The sequence below is a fragment of the Thermococcus sp. genome (genome assembly GCF_027063845.1).
Lineage (GTDB): Archaea > Methanobacteriota_B > Thermococci > Thermococcales > Thermococcaceae > Thermococcus.
In genome coordinates this window covers 1-16,926 of sequence record NZ_JAMOQU010000098.1, presented here as the reverse complement: position 1 = coordinate 16,926, position 16,926 = coordinate 1, and the positions used below count along the sequence as shown (strand labels likewise).

The window sequence follows — 16,926 nt, the reverse complement described above, 5'->3', positions numbered from 1 at the left end:
GATTGAGATGGTTGACGTTAAGCTTGAGAACATCGTGAAAACCTTCGATGGAACGACCGCGTTAAAGGGGATAAGCCTTCACATAAAGCACAAGGAGCTCTTCACCCTGCTCGGCCCGAGCGGGTGTGGAAAGTCCACAACGCTGAGGATTATAGCTGGCCTCGACTACCCCGACAGCGGGCACATTTACTTCGGCGACGAGGAGGTCACCTACCTCCCCTCCTACCAGCGCGGTGCCGTGCTCGTCTTCCAGAACTACGCCCTCTGGCCCCACATGACAGTCTTTGACAACGTCGCCTACGGTCTCAAGATTAGGAAGGTCCCCAAGGAGGAAATCAAGAGGAAGGTCGAGTGGGCGCTCGAGCTCGTCAAGCTCAAGGGCTTCGAGAACCGCTATCCTACCCAGCTTTCCGGCGGACAGCAGCAGCGTGTTGCCATAGCCAGGGCTCTCGTCGTCGAGCCGAAGGTCCTCCTCCTTGACGAGCCGTTGAGCAACCTTGACGCCAAGTTAAGGCTTGAGATGCGTTCGGAAATCAGGAGAATCCAGCGCGAGCTCGGAATAACCGTCATCTACGTTACCCACGACCAGGAAGAGGCAATGGCCATAAGCGACAGGATTGCCGTCATGAACGTCGGAACCGTTGAGCAGGTCGGAACCCCAAGGGACATCTACGAGAGGCCCAAAACGGAGTTCGTGGCGAGCTTCATGGGCAAGACCAACGTCATCCCCGCTAAGGTCGTCGAGAGGAACGGCGATAAGGTCACCGTTGAGTTCGAGAGCTTCCGCCTCGATGGGCTTCACTACACCGAGAAGAGCGATAACGTCGTCCTCGTCATAAGGCCGGAGCGCATAAAGTTCAGGCCCGGCGAGAACACAGTCTCGCTCGAGGGAACCGTTGACCTCATCGAGTACTACGGCTTCTTCACCGAGGTCGTCGGCCTCTTCGGCGAGACGAGAATCATAGCCAGGGCCATAAGCGACAAGGAGATAGCCAACCTCAGGCCGACCCAGCCGGTTACCTTCTACATCGACAGGGACGATATAATCGTCCTCCCCAAGCAGAACCTCTGATTTTTCTTCTTCATTTGACCCGGTGGTCGGAATGCTCGACGTTTTCGAGGAGGGGAAGGTTTACGAGGTTCTTCTCGTCACGCGCTCGAACGTTACGCCCGTCGGCGTCGTCCGAGAGAGAGAAAGGCTGAGGTTCAAGCTCTTCCCCGGAAAAAGCTTCCGTGAGGTTCTGGAAACTGGCAGGGCGTCAATCCAGCTCACCAACGACCCCGAACTGCTCGTCAGAACCGCATTGAACCTTCCTGTCGAGCTGGAATTCGTTGAGATGAACGGCCACCGCTGGATTAAGGGCCTTCCCGGCCTCTACGGACGGGTGGAGTGGAAGGTTGAGCGCTGGAAAGATGAACTCGGCGAGACCGAGGTTCTGCTCTGCGAGCTGATTCCCGAGGGCGAAATCGAGGGAACTCCGCCACTCCGACCCTTCAGCAGGGCCGACTGCCTGCTCGTTGAGATGGCGGTTCTCTTCACGCGCTACCTCGTGAAACCGGAGGAGACTCTAAGGGCCAGAATTCTGGAGATGCACTCCCTCTATAGACACCTCGGTGGTCGCTCCGCAACGGCCGACCACATGGTATCTTTTTTGACATGGAAGACTCAAAAGGAACATTAAATGGTGTTCCTTTGGACAGGTTTCGAACGGGAAAGATTTTAAGAGGGTTTTCTCCCCTCTCAACGGTGATACCATGGCCAGACGGCTGTTGGCTCTGTTAATAGCTTTTGCGACTGCACTTTCTGCACTTGGAGCGGTTCCAGCGCTGGCTCAGGACTACTCAACGACCTACAGCGACTACGTTTACCTTCCCGCGCCTGTTGTTCCGGCATTCGCCATTCCTGGGGACACTTTCAAGCTCTACCCCAAGGAAGGGGTCCAGGTTGAGTCAGTGACTGCCGTTTCAATCCTTCACGGCCCGTACGACCTTCAGATAGTCTCGAAGGACGACAATTCAATCACCCTCCAGACCCCGGATGACATTGTCCCGGATGACTACTTCCTCCTCATAAAGACCGACAAGGGAACCCTCGTTCTCCCCAACGGTCTGAAGGTCTTCAAGGAGTGGCCGAAGACCCTCAAGATTGCCTGGACGAGCGACACCCACGTCACAACCGGCGCAAAGGTCGGTTTCGTCTGCGACCAGTACTTCCAGAGCAACGTTTACAGGCTTGAGGAGATGTGCTCCAATCCGATTCCGCTCCACAGCGTCGTGGCAACTTACAGCGCCTACCAGTACTGGGCCATGAACGGTGCGACCCTCATGATAAACACCGGTGACGAGGTTGACACCAGCGGTGACGTCACAGGATACCAGATACTCTACAACATAACCAAGCTCGCCTCCTCTTCAGGCCTTCCTGTCGTTGGAATCAAGGGCAACCACGACGACCCGCCGACCGTTTACACCCAGGTTCTCGGTCCCAAGTACTTCTACGTCACCATCGGTAAGTTCATCATAATCGGCCTCGACACCGGAGGAGACCGCGGTTACCCGACGATGGACGAGATTGAGTGGATGGAGAAGGTCCTCGACGAGCACAAGGATTACATTCCAATAGTCCTCTACCACCACCCGTACTTCTTCAACCCGCGCTGGAACTACCTTGGCGGTGTCATCAAGGACCTTGACCCGAGCACCGATTGGGACCAGATTAAGGAGTACGTCGGTCGCTATTGGGGTGCCGACCAGGAGGTCGCGAAGCGCTTCCTTGAGGACGTCGTTAAGTACAACATCCCACTCACGATGAGCGGTCACATCCACCACGACATGTACTGGCTCTACATCGACAAGAACGGAAACAAGCACTACTTCCTCACCCTTACTTCGACCGGCGCTCCCGACAAGGAGCCCAACCCACCGGCCCACGAAGGGTATAGCCCAACGTGGTATGGAAGCAACCTTGTTGTCATAGATGAAAACGGCAATGTGGAGATGCCCTACGTGAGCGTGAAGCTCGAAAACGACAAGGTCAGGAGCGACTTCATGAGCATCCCCGTTCCCCAGAAGTTCATGATATTCAAGCATGAGAGTGACCTCGGAACTGCCCTCAAGTTCATCAACGGACTCGACCACAGCGTTACTGGCCCGATTGTCATCCCGGTTCCGGCCAACGCCAAGGTGGACCCGAGCGTCACCAACGTCACCTACAATGTTATAGCCTCGAGGGAGATAGCCGGCCAGTACTACATGCTCCTCAACGTGACGATTCCAAAGGGCGTCTCTCAGCTCGTTATTGACACCGGAAAGGACACCGAGAAGCCGGTCGTTCAGATTGCCTACCTCCAGCCCAGCCACCCCAAGCCCGACTCACAGTTCACCGTTTACTTCACGGCCCAGGACAACCTTGGCATTAGGGACCTCTACGCGGTTCTCTACGACTCCAACGGTAATCCCGTCAAGTACGGCAAGGTTAATAAGTTCCCGGCCGAGCCGTCAAGCGGAAAGCCCGGCGACGTGTTTTACATCATCGAGCTTCCGGGACTCAAGGCCGGCAAGTACAAGCTTGAGATAGTGGCCGAGGACTTCTACGGAAACAAGGCCGTCGTCACCAAGGAGCTCAACATAGCTGAGAGCAAGCCACCCGCGAGCTCGACTACTCCGACTTCAACTGCCAAAGAGAAGGGCGGAATCTGCGGACCGGCCGCGATGGTCGGGCTGGCCGTTGTTCCTCTCCTCCTCAGGAGGAGGAAGTGATTTTCTTCCTTCCTTTTTCGATATTCATTTAAACCTCGGTGCCCTCTTTTCTACGGTGGTTTGAATGACCAGCAAACTCTATTACGAGGACGCCTACCTCAAAGAGGCCAAGGCGAAGGTTCTCGAAGTGAAGGAAAACGCCCTGCTCCTCGACCAGACGATTTTCTACCCGACCGGCGGGGGCCAGCCTCACGACAGGGGAACGATAAACGGCGTCGAGGTTCTGGACGTCTACAAGGACGATGAAGGCAACGTCTGGCACGTCGTTGTCGAGCCGGAGAAGTTCAAGCCCGGTGACGAGGTTGAGCTTAAGATAGACTGGGACTACCGCTACAAGCTAATGAGAATCCACAGCGCCATGCACCTCCTCGAGCACGTTCTCAACGTCGTCCTGCCGGAGAAGTGGGAGCCCTACGGAAGCGGAATGAGCGCCGAGAAGGGTAGGCTCGACATCGTTTACCCGGAGAACGTGAACAAATGGAAGGAGCAGATAATTGAGACCTTTAACAGGCTCGTTGACGAAGGTGGCGAGATGAGGATATGGTGGGAAGGTGACACCCGCTACACCCAGATAAGGGACTTCGAGGTCATTCCCTGCGGGGGAACCCACGTGAGGGACATAAAGGAAATCGGCCACCTGAAGAAATTCAAGCGCTCCAGCCTCGGAAAGGGGAAGCAGAGGCTCGAAATCTGGCTCGAGGACTAATGCTTCCTCGACAGATAAAGGGTCAGCAACGATATCACCAGTGCACTTCCGCCGAGAATCTCGGCCAATTCGATTTTCATCCTTTTCGTTGGCTTCCAGTAGGAGCTATCCTTTGCATGAATCTCCACGCTGTATCTGTCGTCTTTTGGTACTCCCCAGAGGAGGTTTATGAGTGCGACAGCCTCCGTTCCGGTGTATTCGTTGAAGTACACACTTCCCCCGCCAAGAACTCACAGGTATCCGCTTTGAAAGCCCACAGTGAGCTTTAGGGCACCTGTGGGTATTCTGGAACCACATTTTTTCAGATGGGGGCCCTTCGAGGCACACCCTTCCATCTTCCACTTTGAGGCTTAGCTTTTCTCCATCCTGTGTAACGAAGCTGGCCAGCGTGATGTCTTCGCCTTTCCACAGAAACTCCAGCTTGATTAGAATCTCTCTCCACGGCCTGCCGTCTCCGAAATAATAACCTTCCTTGTAGTTGTAGATAAGCCACCACTGCCTTTTCTCTCTGTGGGGAACGAGGGCATATCCGTACGCACTGTCTATGTACTTCGCTCTCCTGCCCGACAGCTTAAGGATAACCCTCCCCCTGGGCTTCCAATCGCTTACATCCACCCAGTAATACGTTCCCCTCCCTTCAGGTGTTTTTAGAACGCTTTGGTTTTCCCAAGAGACCTTGACCCTGAGGGGTATGTTGGAAACATAGGTTCCGTTGTCGTGGATAGTGTGGCTCTCCAAGTAAACCGCAACAAGTTCCCAGGGCGTTTCAATCTCAAACCTGCTTTCACAAGTCTTTTTGAAGGGTATCTTAACAAGACGAAACTCCGTTGAGAGCGCTCTAACTTCGGGGGGTGCATGTAAATCCCATAGCGTGGATGGACGGTGACGTTAAGCTCACAGTTTGATTCCAGGTAGAGCGTTGAGTTGGAAGGGACCCCCATATACAGGTAGTCCTGGAGGTCAACGCTTCCACTGCCGTTTACGGGAAACGCAAAATCCTGAATAAGACGCCCATCATCAAAGGTTCCGAAAACCCAAGATGAGCACTCTGAGGTGTAGTTAATCAGAATGTCGTCGAGCTCCTGGCCAGGTGACGGGTGAAACTGAAATGTGGCGTTCCATGCTGAAACCCATGGAAGGGACAGCAGGAGTGCCAGGAGCAACACACCGCGTCTCATAATTTACCCATGTAGTCAAGAACAATAAAAACTTTTTGGATTGGTAATCAGTTCACGACACCCTTTCACTTCTCAAAGACGTAGAAGTATCTCTCAAGGCTCTTGTGAACCCTCTGGTAGTAGTGTCCAAGCATATTGAAGCCGAGCTTTTCAGCCTCACCCTTTCCGTCGAAGCTCGTCGGAAAAGCTATCGCGAGCCTTCCGCTTGGTTTAAGGACGTTGTAGATGCTCCTCAAAACCGCCCTGTAGAGCTCGTCCCTCCTCCTTCCCGCGAGCGTTGCTGCCGTTCCGTAGGGCGGGTCGGTGGCGACTGCCTCGAACTCCTTTCCAGGAAAGAGCTCCTCCAGCCTCGTTGCATCGCCGAGCTTTAGCTCGAAGTCCCTGACTCCGTAGTGCCTGAGATTAATCTCGGCACCTTCGACCATCTCGGGCTTTATGTCAACGCCGTAAACCTTGAGCCCGAGCAGGCCCGCCTCGATGAGTATCCCTCCCGCTCCCATCATGGGGTCGAGGAGTTCCCTTTGAGCCTTCGTCAGGTTTACCAGCGCACGAGAAACCCTCGGGTGGAGCGAAATCGGCCGGAAAAACGGCCTGTGATGGGCCTTTCGCCTCTCGAAGTCCTTGGGGTCAAAGAAGCGTAACCTTATCCCCGCGTAGAGCCTCTCACCGCAGTAAACGCGGACGAGCGTGTCAGGCTTTGAGAGGTTCACGCGAAAACCTTGGGCGTGAATCACCGCCCCGAGCTTCCTCGGCAGGTCGGGGACATCGTGCCTGCAGTTGGCCATCGTCTCGGTGTCAACCTTAAACGTGCCTTCAATCGGCCACTCCACTTCCCTGGCCTTCCTGAGGAGCTCGTCAACGGAGTCAGCTTCAACCAGCAAGTCACCGTACTCGTGGGTAAGGCCGAGGCGGTCAAGGAAGGGGAAGGCTTTCTCGGAGGCATCAACCTTCAGGAAGAGGTAGTCCTGGCCAACTATCTCCCCTCCCCCGAGTTCGAGCATCGCCTTTACCTCATCCCTTGCCATCTCAGGAAGGTTCCCGAGTATCTCAACGTAGAGCATGGTCTCCACTATTCGGGGCCGTTTTTAAGGGTTTTGAGGGATTAAACTCTCTTCGACAGAATCCTCGACTTCTTCGTCGCGGCATCGACGGCCTTCATGATTGCCGTCCTTATCTTACCCTCCTCAAGCTCAAAGATGCCGTCTATCGTAGTCCCTCCCGGCGTTATAACCCACTCTCTCACCTCCGCTGGATGCCTCTCGGTCTCCATGAGGAGCTTCGCCGTTCCGAGGAGCGTCTGGAGGGAGGCCCTCTTTGCCAAATCCCTCGGCAGGCCGACGCGCAGACCGCCGTAGACCATCGCCTCAAGGAAGACCGTGACGTAAGCAGGTCCAGAGCCACTCAGCCCGGTTATCGCGTCCATGTGCTCCTCCTCGACGCGGACGCAATCCCCGAAGGTTCTCAGGAGTCTTTCCACCAGCTCAACTTCCTCCCCCTCAAGCTCGGTCGCGTAGGCCGTGAAGGACTCGCCGACGAGAACCGCTATGTTGGGCATCGCCCTCACGAATTTCGCCTTTGCGAAACGCTTTAACTCCTTCAGTGAGACTCCGGCGACGACCGAAATGACGAGCTTCCCCTCGATTAGGTCGGCTATCTCCTCAAGAACGTCGCCGACCTTGCTGGGCTTCACAGCTATGAACACAACATCGGCGCTTTCAGCGGCTTTCCTATTGTTTGGAATAACCTCTATTCCAAGCTCGAGGAGCTCTTTGGCCTTCTCAATCCTCCTCCTCGTCGCAACGACGTCGTAGCCGGCCTTTTTCAGGGCTTTTGCGATTGCTCCGCCGATTGTTCCGGCACCCAGAACGGCAACCCTCATTTTCCTCCCTCCAGCAGGTTCTCAACGAATTCCGAAACGTCCTCAACGTCCCGCCCGACCATGACGAAATCGAAGTCGCCGTATTTCCTCCTGTAGTTTTCGACGAAGAGCTCGTCGTTAAGCGTATCGCCGACGTAAACCCCTCTTTCACCATTCACCAGCTCCCAGAGCAGGTCGGGGTTCGGCTTGAGACCGAGCTCCCTCGTTACGGCCCTTTCAAAGCGGAAGCCGAGGATTTTTTCAGCCAGCCTGAGCTCAAGCTCGCTCCTGCCTGTGACGACCCCAACCTTGAACTCCTCTGAGAGTTTCCTTAAGAGCTCGGCCTCGATGAGCGGTTTCTCCCTCCTCCAGAGGCCCGGAAAGTCGAAGAGTCTTCCGGGATAGGCTTCCCCGAGATAGAATGTGTTGAAGACCCTTTCTATGCTCCCGCGGTGCATTCCAACCCCGAACCGCTCCCGGACCCACTCTATGCCCTCTCCGGCCGGGAACTCCTCCACCAGTGTCTCAACATCACCGGCGAGCGAGAAGAGAATCAGTGCCTCGCTCACCTTGAAGTCGTCTCCAAAGCTACCTTTAGAGCGCAACTTTCGTATCCACTCGAGCTCAACCTTCCGCTCCACTCCAAAGGCCCGGAGGAAGTACTCCACCGTCAGTTTAACCGCCAAGTCGTAGCTCTCGCCCACGTCTATCAGCGTCCCGTCCACGTCAAAGACCACCCACATCGGAATCACCCGCTATCTCTTCCACCGCCTCAAGAAACGCGTCGTTCTCCCATCTCCTGCCGACCGTTACCCTTATGTGACCCTCAAGCCTTCCGGAGAGCTTTCTAACAACTATGCCCCTCTTCAAAAGCTCTTCGTAGGCATTGAGTCTGACGAGGAGGAAGTTGGCGTCGCTTGGGTAGGCTAACTCCCCGAGCTTTCTCCCCATCCTCTCGCGCTCTTCAACGATTTTCCTAACGGTTTTCTCCATAAGGTCGGCGTGCCTCAGGGCGACCCTTATGGCCGTCATCGTCATGATTCCGACGCTGAAGGGGGATTTTATCCGGTAGAGGGCGTCGACGATTTCCTCGCCCGCCAGCATGTAGCCGACCCTGATTCCGGCCATCCCAAAGGCCTTGGAGAACGTCCTCAACACTACTAGGTTTGGATACTCTTCTATGAGCTTCCAGAGGCTTTTTCCCGCGAATTCCGCGTAGGCCTCGTCGAGAACCACTGGCCTTCCGGTTTCGAGGACTCTGATTATCTCTTCCTCCGGCTGGAGGTTCCCGGTGGGGTTGTTGGGGGACGCTATGAAGACAACCCTCGCGTTTTTGGCCTTTTTCGCTACGGCCTCTCCGTCGAGCGTGAAGTCCTCCCGAAGGGGCACTTCCACAACCGGAACGTTGTTCAGCTTCGCGTAGAAGGAGTACATCCCGAAGGTCGGCGGGGTAATCACGATGTGGTTGCCCTCGAAGAGCCTCACGAGGTAGCTCAAAAGCTCGTCGCTTCCATTGCCAACTGCAACGTTGTCCGGCGAGACGCCGTAGAAATCAGCTATCGCCTCCCTCGCTGGCATGGAGGTTATGTGGGGGTAGCGGTTGAAGGCAATCTCCCTCAGCTCCTCAAAGATTTTCTCCTTTACCTCTCCTGGCAGGTCGTAGGGGCTCTCGTTCTTGTCGAGCCTTATCCGATAGTTCCCCTCGACGACGCGGTAGGGCTGGAAGGACTTGACGAGCTCGCTTATCATTTCCTCCGCCTCCTCAGCTCGGCCATCACCTCGCCGAGGGAAACGTCGTTGTAAGCCAGGAGAACGAGCAGGTGGTAGAGCATGTCGGCCGTCTCGTAGATGAGGCCTTCTCTGGTTTCTGCGACGAGAACCTCAACGGCTTCTTCGCCGAACTTCTTGTAAATTCTCTCCCTCCCGGCTTTGAAGAGCTCCGAGGTGTAGGAGCCCTCGACGGGCTTCTTCTTCCGCTCCCTTATCAGCTCCTCCAGCTCCCTGAGTATCGTCAGCGAGTAGTCCATCGGCAGAACCCTCTCCGGCTCGCCCAGCTTCCGGTAGAAGCAGGAGTAGTTGCCCGTGTGACACGCAACTCCTTTCTGCTCGACTATCAGGAGGAGCGCGTCGTTGTCGCAGTCGATTCTTATCTCCTCAACCCTCTGCGTGTTCCCGCTGACTTCACCCTTCATTCTCACCCTCTTCTGCGAGCGGGAGTAGTAGTGGGCGTAGCCGGTCTCGAGGGTTCTCCTCAGGGCTTCCCTGTCCATGTAGGCCAGCGTTAAAACCTCTCCCCTGGTATCTTGAACCACGACCGGAACGATTCCGCCGTTCTTCTCCCAGTCGACCTTCTCGATTAGCTCATCAGTGCCCATACTACCACCTCAGTAGTCCAGCCTGACCGGAATTCCCCTCTCGGCCAGAAACTCCTTCAGCTCCCCCACCGTGTACTCACCGTAGTGGAAGATGGAAGCGGCCAGAGCCGCCTCGGCCCCCGCCTTGAAAGCCTCGTAGAAGTGCTCCGGCCTTCCTGCCCCACCAGATGCTATGACGGGAATATCAACGGCCTCTGCAACGGCATTGGTTAGTGGTATGTCAAAGCCCATCTTCGTCCCGTCAGTGTCCATGCTCGTGAGGAGTATCTCCCCAGCTCCGAGCCTCTCGACGGTTCTCGCCCACTCAAGGGCGTCAATCCCCCTTGCCTTCCTCCCTCCGTGGGTGTAGACTTCCCAGAAGGAGCCGTTCCACTTGGCGTCTATGGCAACGACGAGGTTCGCCGTCCCAACCACCTGGGCTATCTCCCTAACGAGTTCTGGCCTGTCAACGGCGGCCGTGTTTATGAAGACCTTGTCGGCGCCACGCTTTATTATCTCCCTAGCTTCTTCAACGGTTCTTATGCCCCCACCAACCGTGAAGGGGACGTATATCTCCTCAGCAATTCTCTTGACGAGGTCGAGCAGGATTCCCCTCTTCTCGTACGATGCCGTAATGTCGAGGAAGACTATCTCGTCTATCCCCTCCTTCTCGTAGCGTCTCGCCAGCTCTATCGGGTCGCCCGCGTCCCGGATGTTTTTGAACTTAATCCCCTTCACGACGCGGCCTTCCTTTATGTCGAGGGCCGCTATTATCCTCTTCGCAAGCATTAAACCACCTCCAGGAGGTCTTCGAGCTTAACAAGTTCCTCGTAGAGGACTTTCCCCACGATGACTCCCGAGAAGCCTATTCTTTTCAGCCTCACGACGTCCTCAGCGCTCGAAACTCCCCCGGCGTAGATGAACTCCTCGTTTTTCCAAAAGCGTTCGATTTCCTCGATTCCCGTCAAAGTCCCGTCCCTCTCGACCGATGTGTAAACGAAGCGGTTCACGTAGGCTTTCAGCATCTCGTAGGCATCTCTAACAGGAATCCCGCTTTCGAGCCAGCCCTTTACGGCTATTCTCCCGCCCTTCGAGTCGAGGCTGACGGTTATCCCCTCGAAGTCCTCGGTCACCTTCCTGAGGAAGTCCAAATCGAAGGCTTTAGTTCCGATTATGGCGTTCTCAACGCCGATTTCATAGGCCCTCTCTATGGCCTCGTAGCTCCTCAAACCGCCGCCGAACTGAACCCTCAGACCGGTCTCGCGGATTATCCTCTCAACTACGTCCAAGTTCCTCGGAAAGCCCTGGAAGGCACCATCGAGGTCAACGACGTGGATTTTGTCAACTAACTCGGCAAAGCGCCCCGCTATCTCGACCGGGTCACCGTAGACCTTGACGGTGTTTTTCTTTCCCTTGTAGAGCCTCACCGCCTTTCCTCCCATTAGGTCTATGGCGGGGTAGATTTCCATTTCAGAGCCTCCTGAAGTTTCTCATCAGGATTAAACCGTTCCGTCCGCTCTTTTCCGGATGGAACTGGACGGCGTAGACGTTGTCCCTCCAAACGGCCGAGGTGAATACCACCTTCCTGCCCTTTGACTCGTAGTCGGTAACTCCAGCGGTGACGTCCTCATCTGGCTCGGCGTAGTAGGAGTGGACGAAGTAGAAGTACGCCCCATCCCTGATTCCCTCGAAGAGCGGACAGTCCTTCCGCTTCCACAGCTGGTTCCAGCCGATGTGAGGCGTTCGAACTCCCTGAAACCTTACAACCTGCCCCCTAAACACGCGGAGGCCGGGCTTTCCGGGACTCTCCTCGCTCCCCTCGAAGAGGAGCTGTAATCCAAGGCATATCCCGAGGAAGGGCTTCCCCTCGTTTATCGCGTCGAGTATGACCCTCCTCAGCGGTTCGAGCCTCTCCATCACAGCTCCAAAGTTACCCACGCCCGGAAGGACGAGTTTCTCGGCCCTTTCAATCTCGTAGGGGTCGCTCGTGATTACTCCGCCAAGGGCCTTCCTCACGTTGGCGAGGTTTCCAACCCCCAGGTCAACCACCGCTATCACGCTCACACCTCCAGCAGTCCCTTCGTGCTCTCCAGCCTCTCGCTCTCCCGAGTCGCCTGGGCCAGCGCGATGCCGAGCCCCTTGAAGGTTGCCTCGATGACGTGGTGCGCGTTTGTTCCGCTCAGAGTTTTCACGTGGATAGTAGCTTTCAGCGAGCGCGCCAGCCCCCAGAGGAACTCCCTGACCAAGGCCTTCTCAAAGCCTTCTTCGCTCTCCTCAAAGCTCAGCTCAGCGCTCACGTAGGGCCTCCCTGAGATGTCCACCGCGATTAGAACCAAGGCGTCGTCCATCGGGGTTATCGCGCTTCCAAAGCGCCTGAACTTCTCGGGGAGCTTCGAGCGGAGCTCCTCGCCGAGGGTTATGCCTATATCTTCCCAGAGGTGGTGCCTGAGGTCATAGTCCGCTTTAACCCTCGCGCTCCTGCCCATGTAGTGGAACAGAGCTGTGAGCATGTGGTCGAGTATTCTGTCGCCGGTCTCAACGCCAAACGGAGCGTCGAGCTCTACCTCAACGCTGGTTTCCCTTGTTTCCCGCTTCATTTCCTCACCTCCATGCTCCTCCTGTGGAGTTCCATTCCCTCTATCTCGGCAAGCCTTAATCCGAGCTCCCTCTCCCTCAGGAATTCCTCCCGCGAGACCATAGCGAGGGTTATCGGCTTGAGGAAGTCCATCACCGTTAAAACCCCGCTGAACTTCGCCGCTCCGCCGGTAGGGAGGACGTGGTTCACTCCAAGGAAGTAATCCGCCGAAGGAACGGGCGTGTATGGTCCGAGGTATATCGCCCCGGCGTTCTCGATGAGGTCAACCAAATCGAGCGGATTTTCCGTGATTATCTCTAGGTGCTCCGGGGCTATCTCGTTCGCTTTTTTGGCGCACTCCGCAAGGCTTTCGCAGAGAATTACATCCACCCCGTCGCGGGAGCAGTAGTTTGCCAGCTCCTCCGAGGTTGTGAGGAGCCACGCTTTGCTATCCTTTCCGTGCTCCAGCTGGCTGAGCAAATCGGCCAAAACGTATTCCTTGTCAGCGGTTTCGTCCGCTATGACTGCTATCTCGGACGGTCCGGCGAGGCTGTCTATGCCGACGACACCAAACACCTGCCTCTTGGCCTCGTTGACGAACCGGTTCCCCGGGCCGAATATCTTATCGACCTTCTTCATGCCGACGCCGTAGGCCATCGCCCCTATCGCCTGAACTCCACCCAGCTTGTAGACCTCCTCTATGCCGAGCAGTTTCGCCACGTAGAGCACGTAGGGGTTCACCTTGCCGTCCTTTGGAGGGGTCGTCACGGCTATCTCCTTGACCCCCGCTATCCTCGCGGGAACGGCCACCATCATGAGCGTCGAGGGCAGTGGCTTCCCGCCGGGGACGTAGATTCCTATCCTCCCTATCGGGCGGTAGATTAGGCCGTAGAGCGAGCCGTTCTTGACGAAAAGCTCATCTCTCGGCTTTTGCCTCTCGTGGTAGTCCCAGATTCTTTTGATGGCCCTCTCGATGATTTTCCTGTCCTTTTCGGGGACGAGCCTTTCGGCCTCTTCGAACTCCTCCTCTGTCACGCGGAAGGGGCCACCGTAGCCGTCGAACTTCATCGAGTACTCTCGGACGGCTTCAATCCCCCTCTCGTGGATGTCCCTCAAAATGCCCGCAACGTATTCCTCAAGCTCCATCCTTAACCACCTCCTTTATTGCCAGAACGAGGGAGTTGATTTCATCGAACTTGGTCTTCTGAGAAATCCTGTTGACGAGCAGTTGAGCTGAAACGTCCATCACCTTATCAACCTCGACGAGGCCGTTGGCCCTGAGGGTCGTTCCCGTTTCGACTATGTCGACTATCGCATCTGCTATCCCGACCTTGGGAGCAAGCTCGACGCTTCCGCTGAGCTTTATTACCTCGACCTCGACGCCGAGGCTTGAGAAGTAGTTCCTCGTTATCCGCTCGTACTTGGTCGCTATCCTGTAGCCGTCCATGTCCTCTGGAGGGGTAACGCTTTCCCTCGGCATCGCAAGGCTCAGCCTGCACTTCCCGAAGGGAAGGTCAAGGGGCACGAAAACGTCGCTTCCGCGCTCCTCAACGACGTCGCTCCCTGTTATGCCAACGTCAACGCCGTGCTCGACATAAACCGGAACGTCGAAGGCCCTCGCGAGCAGAACCTCGTGGCCGTTGAACCTTTGGATGAGCCTCCTCTCCCCCGGCTCGTCGATTTTATAGCCTGCCCTTCTGAGGATTTCCAGTGAGTCTCTGAGCAAGCGACCCTTCGGCAGAACGAACCTCATCTCCTCACCTCCACGGGGATTCCCATCGAGACGAGCTTTCTCGCTTCCCTGAACGAGCCTATGCCCCTGAGGGACCTTCTACTCTTCTTACCCTCAACGTTCGCCAGCTGGACGAGGGTCCTCAAGTCGAGGGCGAAACCTACTGCCGGCCTGCCCCTGAAGGAGTACTCCCCGCCTCCACCTATCGGCCTTCCAAATTCGGGAGAGTACACCTCGAAGATAACGTCGCGGTAGTAGGGAAGCGGTCTGACCGTGCCGAGGTCCACAAAGACCCTTTCGTCGTCGACCAGCTCGAGAATCTGGGCAAGCTTGTCGTAGTCGGTTTTCCTCCCGCGGAAGTTGAAGAGGCGCCAGAGCTCCTCCTTCTTTTCTCTGTCAATGGGAAGGCCGTCAATCAGGCCGAAGTTCCTCCTCTCGAGGGCCCTGTAGATGGTTTCCCGGAAATCCTCGATTCCCTCGGTTGCCCGCCTCCAGACTTCGAGGCTTCCGAGGTCTATGTAGAACTCATCAATGCCAAGGCTCTCAAGCGCGGTTATGAGGACGCTCAAAACCTCGGCCGTCATGAAGGTCGGCTCACCGCCGATGAACTCAACGCCGGCCTGCCAGTTACCCTCGACACCGCCGTCGAGCACTTCACTTATGTAATAAAGCTTGCCAAAGTCAATGTCGTAGTTCCTGAGCAGTCTGCTCGTCACGTCAGGCTTTATCAGGTAAAAGCCGTTGTTGTACGCGAACTTCGTTCCCTTCCTCACGGTTTCATCGTAGGGCTCTATTGTGGGTAAAACAACCTCGCCGTAGCCCCAGAGCTCGAAGGTTCTCCTCAGGTAGCTTGAAACGAGCGCCAGTTGAGAGTACTCCCTAATCCCCCTAAGGACCACTCAAAACACCTCCGAAAATTTTTCGACTAACTACAAGTCCAGCAGAATAGTCAATGATGAAGGCTAACCCTTAGAAAAGCGGTGTATTTTCTCCCAAATCCTGGAGTTGTAACGCTCTTCACTCTCATCTTTCACACCACCTGTGGCATTGGTGTGTTTCAAAAAGAGTTATAAACTTATCCGAAGACTTTTCGACAGTTTGAAGAATAATCCGAGCGAAATTGTCAGTGGTTCAAAAATGGGTATGGAGCGCGTGGAAAATCTCACGGAACGACGTATCTCAGGGCCACGAACTCCCCGTGGTCCATGACCTTCCCGAAACCATTCCGGAGGTAGTAACCGTAGGCCTCGAGCCAGGGAAACGTTACAACGTAGGGTGCCTTTCCAAGCTCAAGGAGCCTCCTCACCGCGAAATCGAGCAGGGCCTTTCCGTATCCCCTCCCCCTGTATTCCGGACCGGTCATGAAGAACTCTATGAGGCTCGTCCTCTCGTTCTTCAGCTCATCTGGAACCCAGTGGATTTCCTTGCCCTTGAGGTTGTAGACGAGCGCCACGGTTCCGGCGATTTTTCCGCCTTCCCTCAGCAGGTAGAGCTCGTCGAACTCCTCTCCGAGCCTGAACTCGAGGAACGGCTCGTAAACCTGCCTGAAACCATCGAAGTCGTCTGGCGATGGCTTCTCCTCAACCCACTCCAAGGCTGGATAAGCGCCGTTCGTTGAGCGGTAAACATCGAAGACGAACCTCAAAAGCTCCTCCTTCAGGGCGAGCGGGTCCTTGACCATCTCGATACCCATCTCCGTCCCCCAAAGGTTATTAGGGTCGGGGTTAAAATAACTGTGGTGGTTTTATGGACGAGCTTGAGGCTTTAGCTTTAGCCCTGGAGGTTGAGAAGGCCGAAATGCGCTTTTACCTCGACCTCGCGAGGAAGACGAAGGACGAGAAAGCTAAGAAGATGTTCCTTTTCCTGGCCAGGGAGGAGGCCGACCACTGGGAACAGTTCGAGGAGAGGTTCCTTGAGCGTGTTGCCGAGGAGTGCAAGTTGCCAGCCGTGAGCGAAGAGCTCCTCGAAAAGCTTCTCGTCAAGGCTGAGGAGATTGAAAGCGAAGTCGATGCCGTGAGGATTGGAATGGAACAGGAAAAGCTCACCTGGGAGTTCTACGAGAGGGCCGCGAAGGAAGCAAGGCACGATTCCGTTAGGAGGCTCTTCGAGGAGCTGGCGAGGATAGAGAAGGCCCACTACGAGCTACTCAAAGCCCAGTACGACGCGGTCATGAAGACGGGCATCTGGATGGACTACCAGGACTTCAGCCTTGAGGTTGATTGACGCTTTCTTTTTGGCAGATTTTAAGGATTTGAAGTGAGGTGATACCATGTTGGCCAAATACCCGTTTGAGCTGCCGAAGGTAGGCCGTTGAGCAAAAGGGAAATCGCCCAGGCCCTACGCTGGGCCATCGAGGCCGAGCTTGACGCGATAAGTTTCTATGAGCAGCTGGCGGAGCACATCGAGGATGAAAAGATAAGGCACGTCTTCCTTGATGTAGCAAACGAGGAGAAGGAGCACTTCGGGGAGTTCCTGGCGGTTCTCTTCGCCGTTGACGAGGAGCTCGCGAAGTACATGAAGGAGGGCTTCGAGGAGGTTGAAGAAGAAACGGGGATAAAGGTGGAGCTTTGAGCTCCTTCTTTTTATAGCCCAACGTGTATCATGCTGGTCGTACATCGCCCAGTCGAGGAGGAGCTTGTACTCTGCCTTGAGGTTGTAGTAGTGGCCCTCGTCGAGTTCGGCGGAACCATACATCATCCCTCCGCTAAAAGCAGTCCAAGTTCGTTATACACCTTCACGGTGTTAAATCCTTCCGCTTTGAGAA

20 protein-coding genes and 1 pseudogene are annotated in these 16,926 nt (G+C 55.6%); 6 read left to right on the top strand and 15 right to left on the bottom strand.

The genetic code is table 11. The annotated features are described in order from the left end of the window. Window positions 1-7: 7 nt before the first annotated feature. The 4 genes from MVO87_RS07385 (at window position 8) to MVO87_RS07370 (ending at window position 4,465) form a co-directional block, all read left to right on the top strand. Entirely contained in the window at window positions 8-1,072 is a 1,065-nt protein-coding gene (locus MVO87_RS07385; RefSeq protein WP_297513168.1) for an ABC transporter ATP-binding protein, read from the top strand. Window positions 1,073-1,103: 31 nt separating this feature from the next. Further along, a complete protein-coding gene (locus MVO87_RS07380; protein ID WP_297513157.1) occupies window positions 1,104-1,682 on the top strand; it encodes a DUF447 domain-containing protein in 579 nt (192 codons plus the stop codon). 73 nt (window positions 1,683-1,755) lie between these two features. Continuing rightward, window positions 1,756-3,759: a CGP-CTERM sorting domain-containing protein gene (locus tag MVO87_RS07375; protein WP_297552751.1), complete on the top strand. Its 2,004-nt coding sequence runs from the start codon at window positions 1,756-1,758 to the stop codon at window positions 3,757-3,759. Window positions 3,760-3,823: 64 nt separating this feature from the next. Then, entirely contained in the window at window positions 3,824-4,465 is a 642-nt protein-coding gene (locus MVO87_RS07370) for an alanyl-tRNA editing protein (protein WP_297552749.1), read from the top strand. Here MVO87_RS07370 and MVO87_RS07365 read toward each other — a convergent pair. The 15 genes from MVO87_RS07365 to MVO87_RS07295 all read right to left on the bottom strand — a co-directional run bounded on the left by MVO87_RS07365 (window position 4,462) and on the right by MVO87_RS07295 (window position 15,855). Continuing rightward, complete coding sequence (locus tag MVO87_RS07365; RefSeq protein WP_297516325.1) at window positions 4,462-4,677, bottom strand: hypothetical protein; 216 nt, start codon at window positions 4,675-4,677, stop codon at window positions 4,462-4,464. The genes MVO87_RS07370 and MVO87_RS07365 overlap by 4 nt on opposite strands. Before the next feature lie 435 nt (window positions 4,678-5,112). Next, the gene (locus MVO87_RS07360; protein ID WP_297516327.1) at window positions 5,113-5,643 is read right to left on the bottom strand and encodes a hypothetical protein; all 531 of its coding nucleotides are present in this window, start codon (window positions 5,641-5,643) and stop codon (window positions 5,113-5,115) included. Window positions 5,644-5,708: 65 nt separating this feature from the next. Beyond that, on the bottom strand, window positions 5,709-6,704 hold the full coding sequence (locus tag MVO87_RS07355; RefSeq protein ID WP_297516329.1) for a TIGR01177 family methyltransferase: 996 nt from the start codon (window positions 6,702-6,704) through the stop codon (window positions 5,709-5,711). Between the two features lie 41 nt (window positions 6,705-6,745). Further along, on the bottom strand, window positions 6,746-7,522 hold the full coding sequence (gene proC, locus MVO87_RS07350; protein WP_297516331.1) for a pyrroline-5-carboxylate reductase: 777 nt from the start codon (window positions 7,520-7,522) through the stop codon (window positions 6,746-6,748). Next, window positions 7,519-8,244, bottom strand: coding sequence for an HAD family hydrolase (locus MVO87_RS07345; protein WP_297516333.1), 726 nt, complete (start codon window positions 8,242-8,244; stop codon window positions 7,519-7,521). The genes proC and MVO87_RS07345 overlap by 4 nt, the downstream gene beginning before the upstream one ends. Beyond that, window positions 8,228-9,250, bottom strand: coding sequence for a histidinol-phosphate transaminase (gene hisC / locus MVO87_RS07340; RefSeq protein ID WP_297552747.1), 1,023 nt, complete (start codon window positions 9,248-9,250; stop codon window positions 8,228-8,230). The genes MVO87_RS07345 and hisC overlap by 17 nt, the downstream gene beginning before the upstream one ends. Then, window positions 9,247-9,876 carry a bifunctional phosphoribosyl-AMP cyclohydrolase/phosphoribosyl-ATP diphosphatase HisIE gene (gene hisIE, locus MVO87_RS07335; protein WP_297552745.1) on the bottom strand — a complete coding sequence of 210 codons (630 nt, stop codon included), beginning with the start codon at window positions 9,874-9,876 and terminating at the stop codon, window positions 9,247-9,249. Before hisIE ends, hisC begins: the two co-directional genes overlap by 4 nt. 9 nt (window positions 9,877-9,885) lie before the next feature. Continuing rightward, a complete protein-coding gene (gene hisF / locus MVO87_RS07330) occupies window positions 9,886-10,644 on the bottom strand; it encodes an imidazole glycerol phosphate synthase subunit HisF (protein WP_297552743.1) in 759 nt (252 codons plus the stop codon). After that, window positions 10,644-11,324, bottom strand: coding sequence for a 1-(5-phosphoribosyl)-5-((5-phosphoribosylamino)methylideneamino)imidazole-4-carboxamide isomerase (gene hisA, locus MVO87_RS07325; RefSeq protein WP_297515565.1), 681 nt, complete (start codon window positions 11,322-11,324; stop codon window positions 10,644-10,646). The genes hisF and hisA overlap by 1 nt, the downstream gene beginning before the upstream one ends. Window position 11,325: 1 nt before the next feature. Beyond that, window positions 11,326-11,919 (bottom strand): imidazole glycerol phosphate synthase subunit HisH, encoded by a 594-nt coding sequence (gene hisH / locus MVO87_RS07320; RefSeq protein ID WP_297515568.1) that lies wholly within the window; start codon window positions 11,917-11,919, stop codon window positions 11,326-11,328. Beyond that, the gene (hisB, locus tag MVO87_RS07315; protein WP_297515571.1) at window positions 11,916-12,452 is read right to left on the bottom strand and encodes an imidazoleglycerol-phosphate dehydratase HisB; all 537 of its coding nucleotides are present in this window, start codon (window positions 12,450-12,452) and stop codon (window positions 11,916-11,918) included. The genes hisH and hisB overlap by 4 nt, the downstream gene beginning before the upstream one ends. Further along, complete coding sequence (gene hisD / locus MVO87_RS07310) at window positions 12,449-13,576, bottom strand: histidinol dehydrogenase (RefSeq protein ID WP_297515574.1); 1,128 nt, start codon at window positions 13,574-13,576, stop codon at window positions 12,449-12,451. Before hisD ends, hisB begins: the two co-directional genes overlap by 4 nt. After that, the gene (hisG, locus tag MVO87_RS07305; protein ID WP_297515579.1) at window positions 13,566-14,183 is read right to left on the bottom strand and encodes an ATP phosphoribosyltransferase; all 618 of its coding nucleotides are present in this window, start codon (window positions 14,181-14,183) and stop codon (window positions 13,566-13,568) included. The genes hisD and hisG overlap by 11 nt, the downstream gene beginning before the upstream one ends. After that, window positions 14,180-15,061, bottom strand: coding sequence for an ATP phosphoribosyltransferase regulatory subunit (locus tag MVO87_RS07300; RefSeq protein ID WP_297552741.1), 882 nt, complete (start codon window positions 15,059-15,061; stop codon window positions 14,180-14,182). The genes hisG and MVO87_RS07300 overlap by 4 nt, the downstream gene beginning before the upstream one ends. Before the next feature lie 263 nt (window positions 15,062-15,324). Beyond that, window positions 15,325-15,855, bottom strand: coding sequence for a GNAT family N-acetyltransferase (locus MVO87_RS07295; protein ID WP_297515584.1), 531 nt, complete (start codon window positions 15,853-15,855; stop codon window positions 15,325-15,327). A gap of 53 nt (window positions 15,856-15,908) precedes the next feature. Here MVO87_RS07295 and MVO87_RS07290 point away from each other — a divergent pair, with 53 nt between their 5' ends. Together MVO87_RS07290 and MVO87_RS07285 are read left to right on the top strand one after the other, a co-directional pair. Continuing rightward, the gene (locus tag MVO87_RS07290) at window positions 15,909-16,385 is read left to right on the top strand and encodes a ferritin-like domain-containing protein (RefSeq protein WP_297515586.1); all 477 of its coding nucleotides are present in this window, start codon (window positions 15,909-15,911) and stop codon (window positions 16,383-16,385) included. Window positions 16,386-16,431: 46 nt separating this feature from the next. Beyond that, window positions 16,432-16,733 (top strand): annotated as a pseudogene (locus MVO87_RS07285) (ferritin-like domain-containing protein). The last annotated feature ends 193 nt before the right edge of the window (window positions 16,734-16,926 follow it).

Excerpts from the sequence above, each read along its gene's own strand:
- MVO87_RS07385 (WP_297513168.1), top strand. The coding sequence starts at position 8 with ATGGTTGACGTTAAGCTTGAGAACATCGTGAAAACCTTCGATGGAACG.
- MVO87_RS07380 (WP_297513157.1), top strand. The coding sequence starts at position 1,104 with ATGCTCGACGTTTTCGAGGAGGGGAAGGTTTACGAGGTTCTTCTCGTC.
- MVO87_RS07375 (WP_297552751.1), top strand. The coding sequence starts at position 1,756 with ATGGCCAGACGGCTGTTGGCTCTGTTAATAGCTTTTGCGACTGCACTT.
- MVO87_RS07370 (WP_297552749.1), top strand. The coding sequence starts at position 3,824 with ATGACCAGCAAACTCTATTACGAGGACGCCTACCTCAAAGAGGCCAAG.
- MVO87_RS07360 (WP_297516327.1), bottom strand. The coding sequence starts at position 5,643 with ATGAGACGCGGTGTGTTGCTCCTGGCACTCCTGCTGTCCCTTCCATGG.
- MVO87_RS07355 (WP_297516329.1), bottom strand. The coding sequence starts at position 6,704 with ATGCTCTACGTTGAGATACTCGGGAACCTTCCTGAGATGGCAAGGGAT.
- proC (WP_297516331.1), bottom strand. The coding sequence starts at position 7,522 with ATGAGGGTTGCCGTTCTGGGTGCCGGAACAATCGGCGGAGCAATCGCA.
- MVO87_RS07345 (WP_297516333.1), bottom strand. The coding sequence starts at position 8,244 with ATGTGGGTGGTCTTTGACGTGGACGGGACGCTGATAGACGTGGGCGAG.
- hisC (WP_297552747.1), bottom strand. The coding sequence starts at position 9,250 with ATGATAAGCGAGCTCGTCAAGTCCTTCCAGCCCTACCGCGTCGTCGAG.
- hisIE (WP_297552745.1), bottom strand. The coding sequence starts at position 9,876 with ATGGGCACTGATGAGCTAATCGAGAAGGTCGACTGGGAGAAGAACGGC.
- hisF (WP_297552743.1), bottom strand. The coding sequence starts at position 10,644 with ATGCTTGCGAAGAGGATAATAGCGGCCCTCGACATAAAGGAAGGCCGC.
- hisA (WP_297515565.1), bottom strand. The coding sequence starts at position 11,324 with ATGGAAATCTACCCCGCCATAGACCTAATGGGAGGAAAGGCGGTGAGG.
- hisB (WP_297515571.1), bottom strand. The coding sequence starts at position 12,452 with ATGAAGCGGGAAACAAGGGAAACCAGCGTTGAGGTAGAGCTCGACGCT.
- hisD (WP_297515574.1), bottom strand. The coding sequence starts at position 13,576 with ATGGAGCTTGAGGAATACGTTGCGGGCATTTTGAGGGACATCCACGAG.
- hisG (WP_297515579.1), bottom strand. The coding sequence starts at position 14,183 with ATGAGGTTCGTTCTGCCGAAGGGTCGCTTGCTCAGAGACTCACTGGAA.
- MVO87_RS07295 (WP_297515584.1), bottom strand. The coding sequence starts at position 15,855 with ATGGGTATCGAGATGGTCAAGGACCCGCTCGCCCTGAAGGAGGAGCTT.
- MVO87_RS07290 (WP_297515586.1), top strand. The coding sequence starts at position 15,909 with ATGGACGAGCTTGAGGCTTTAGCTTTAGCCCTGGAGGTTGAGAAGGCC.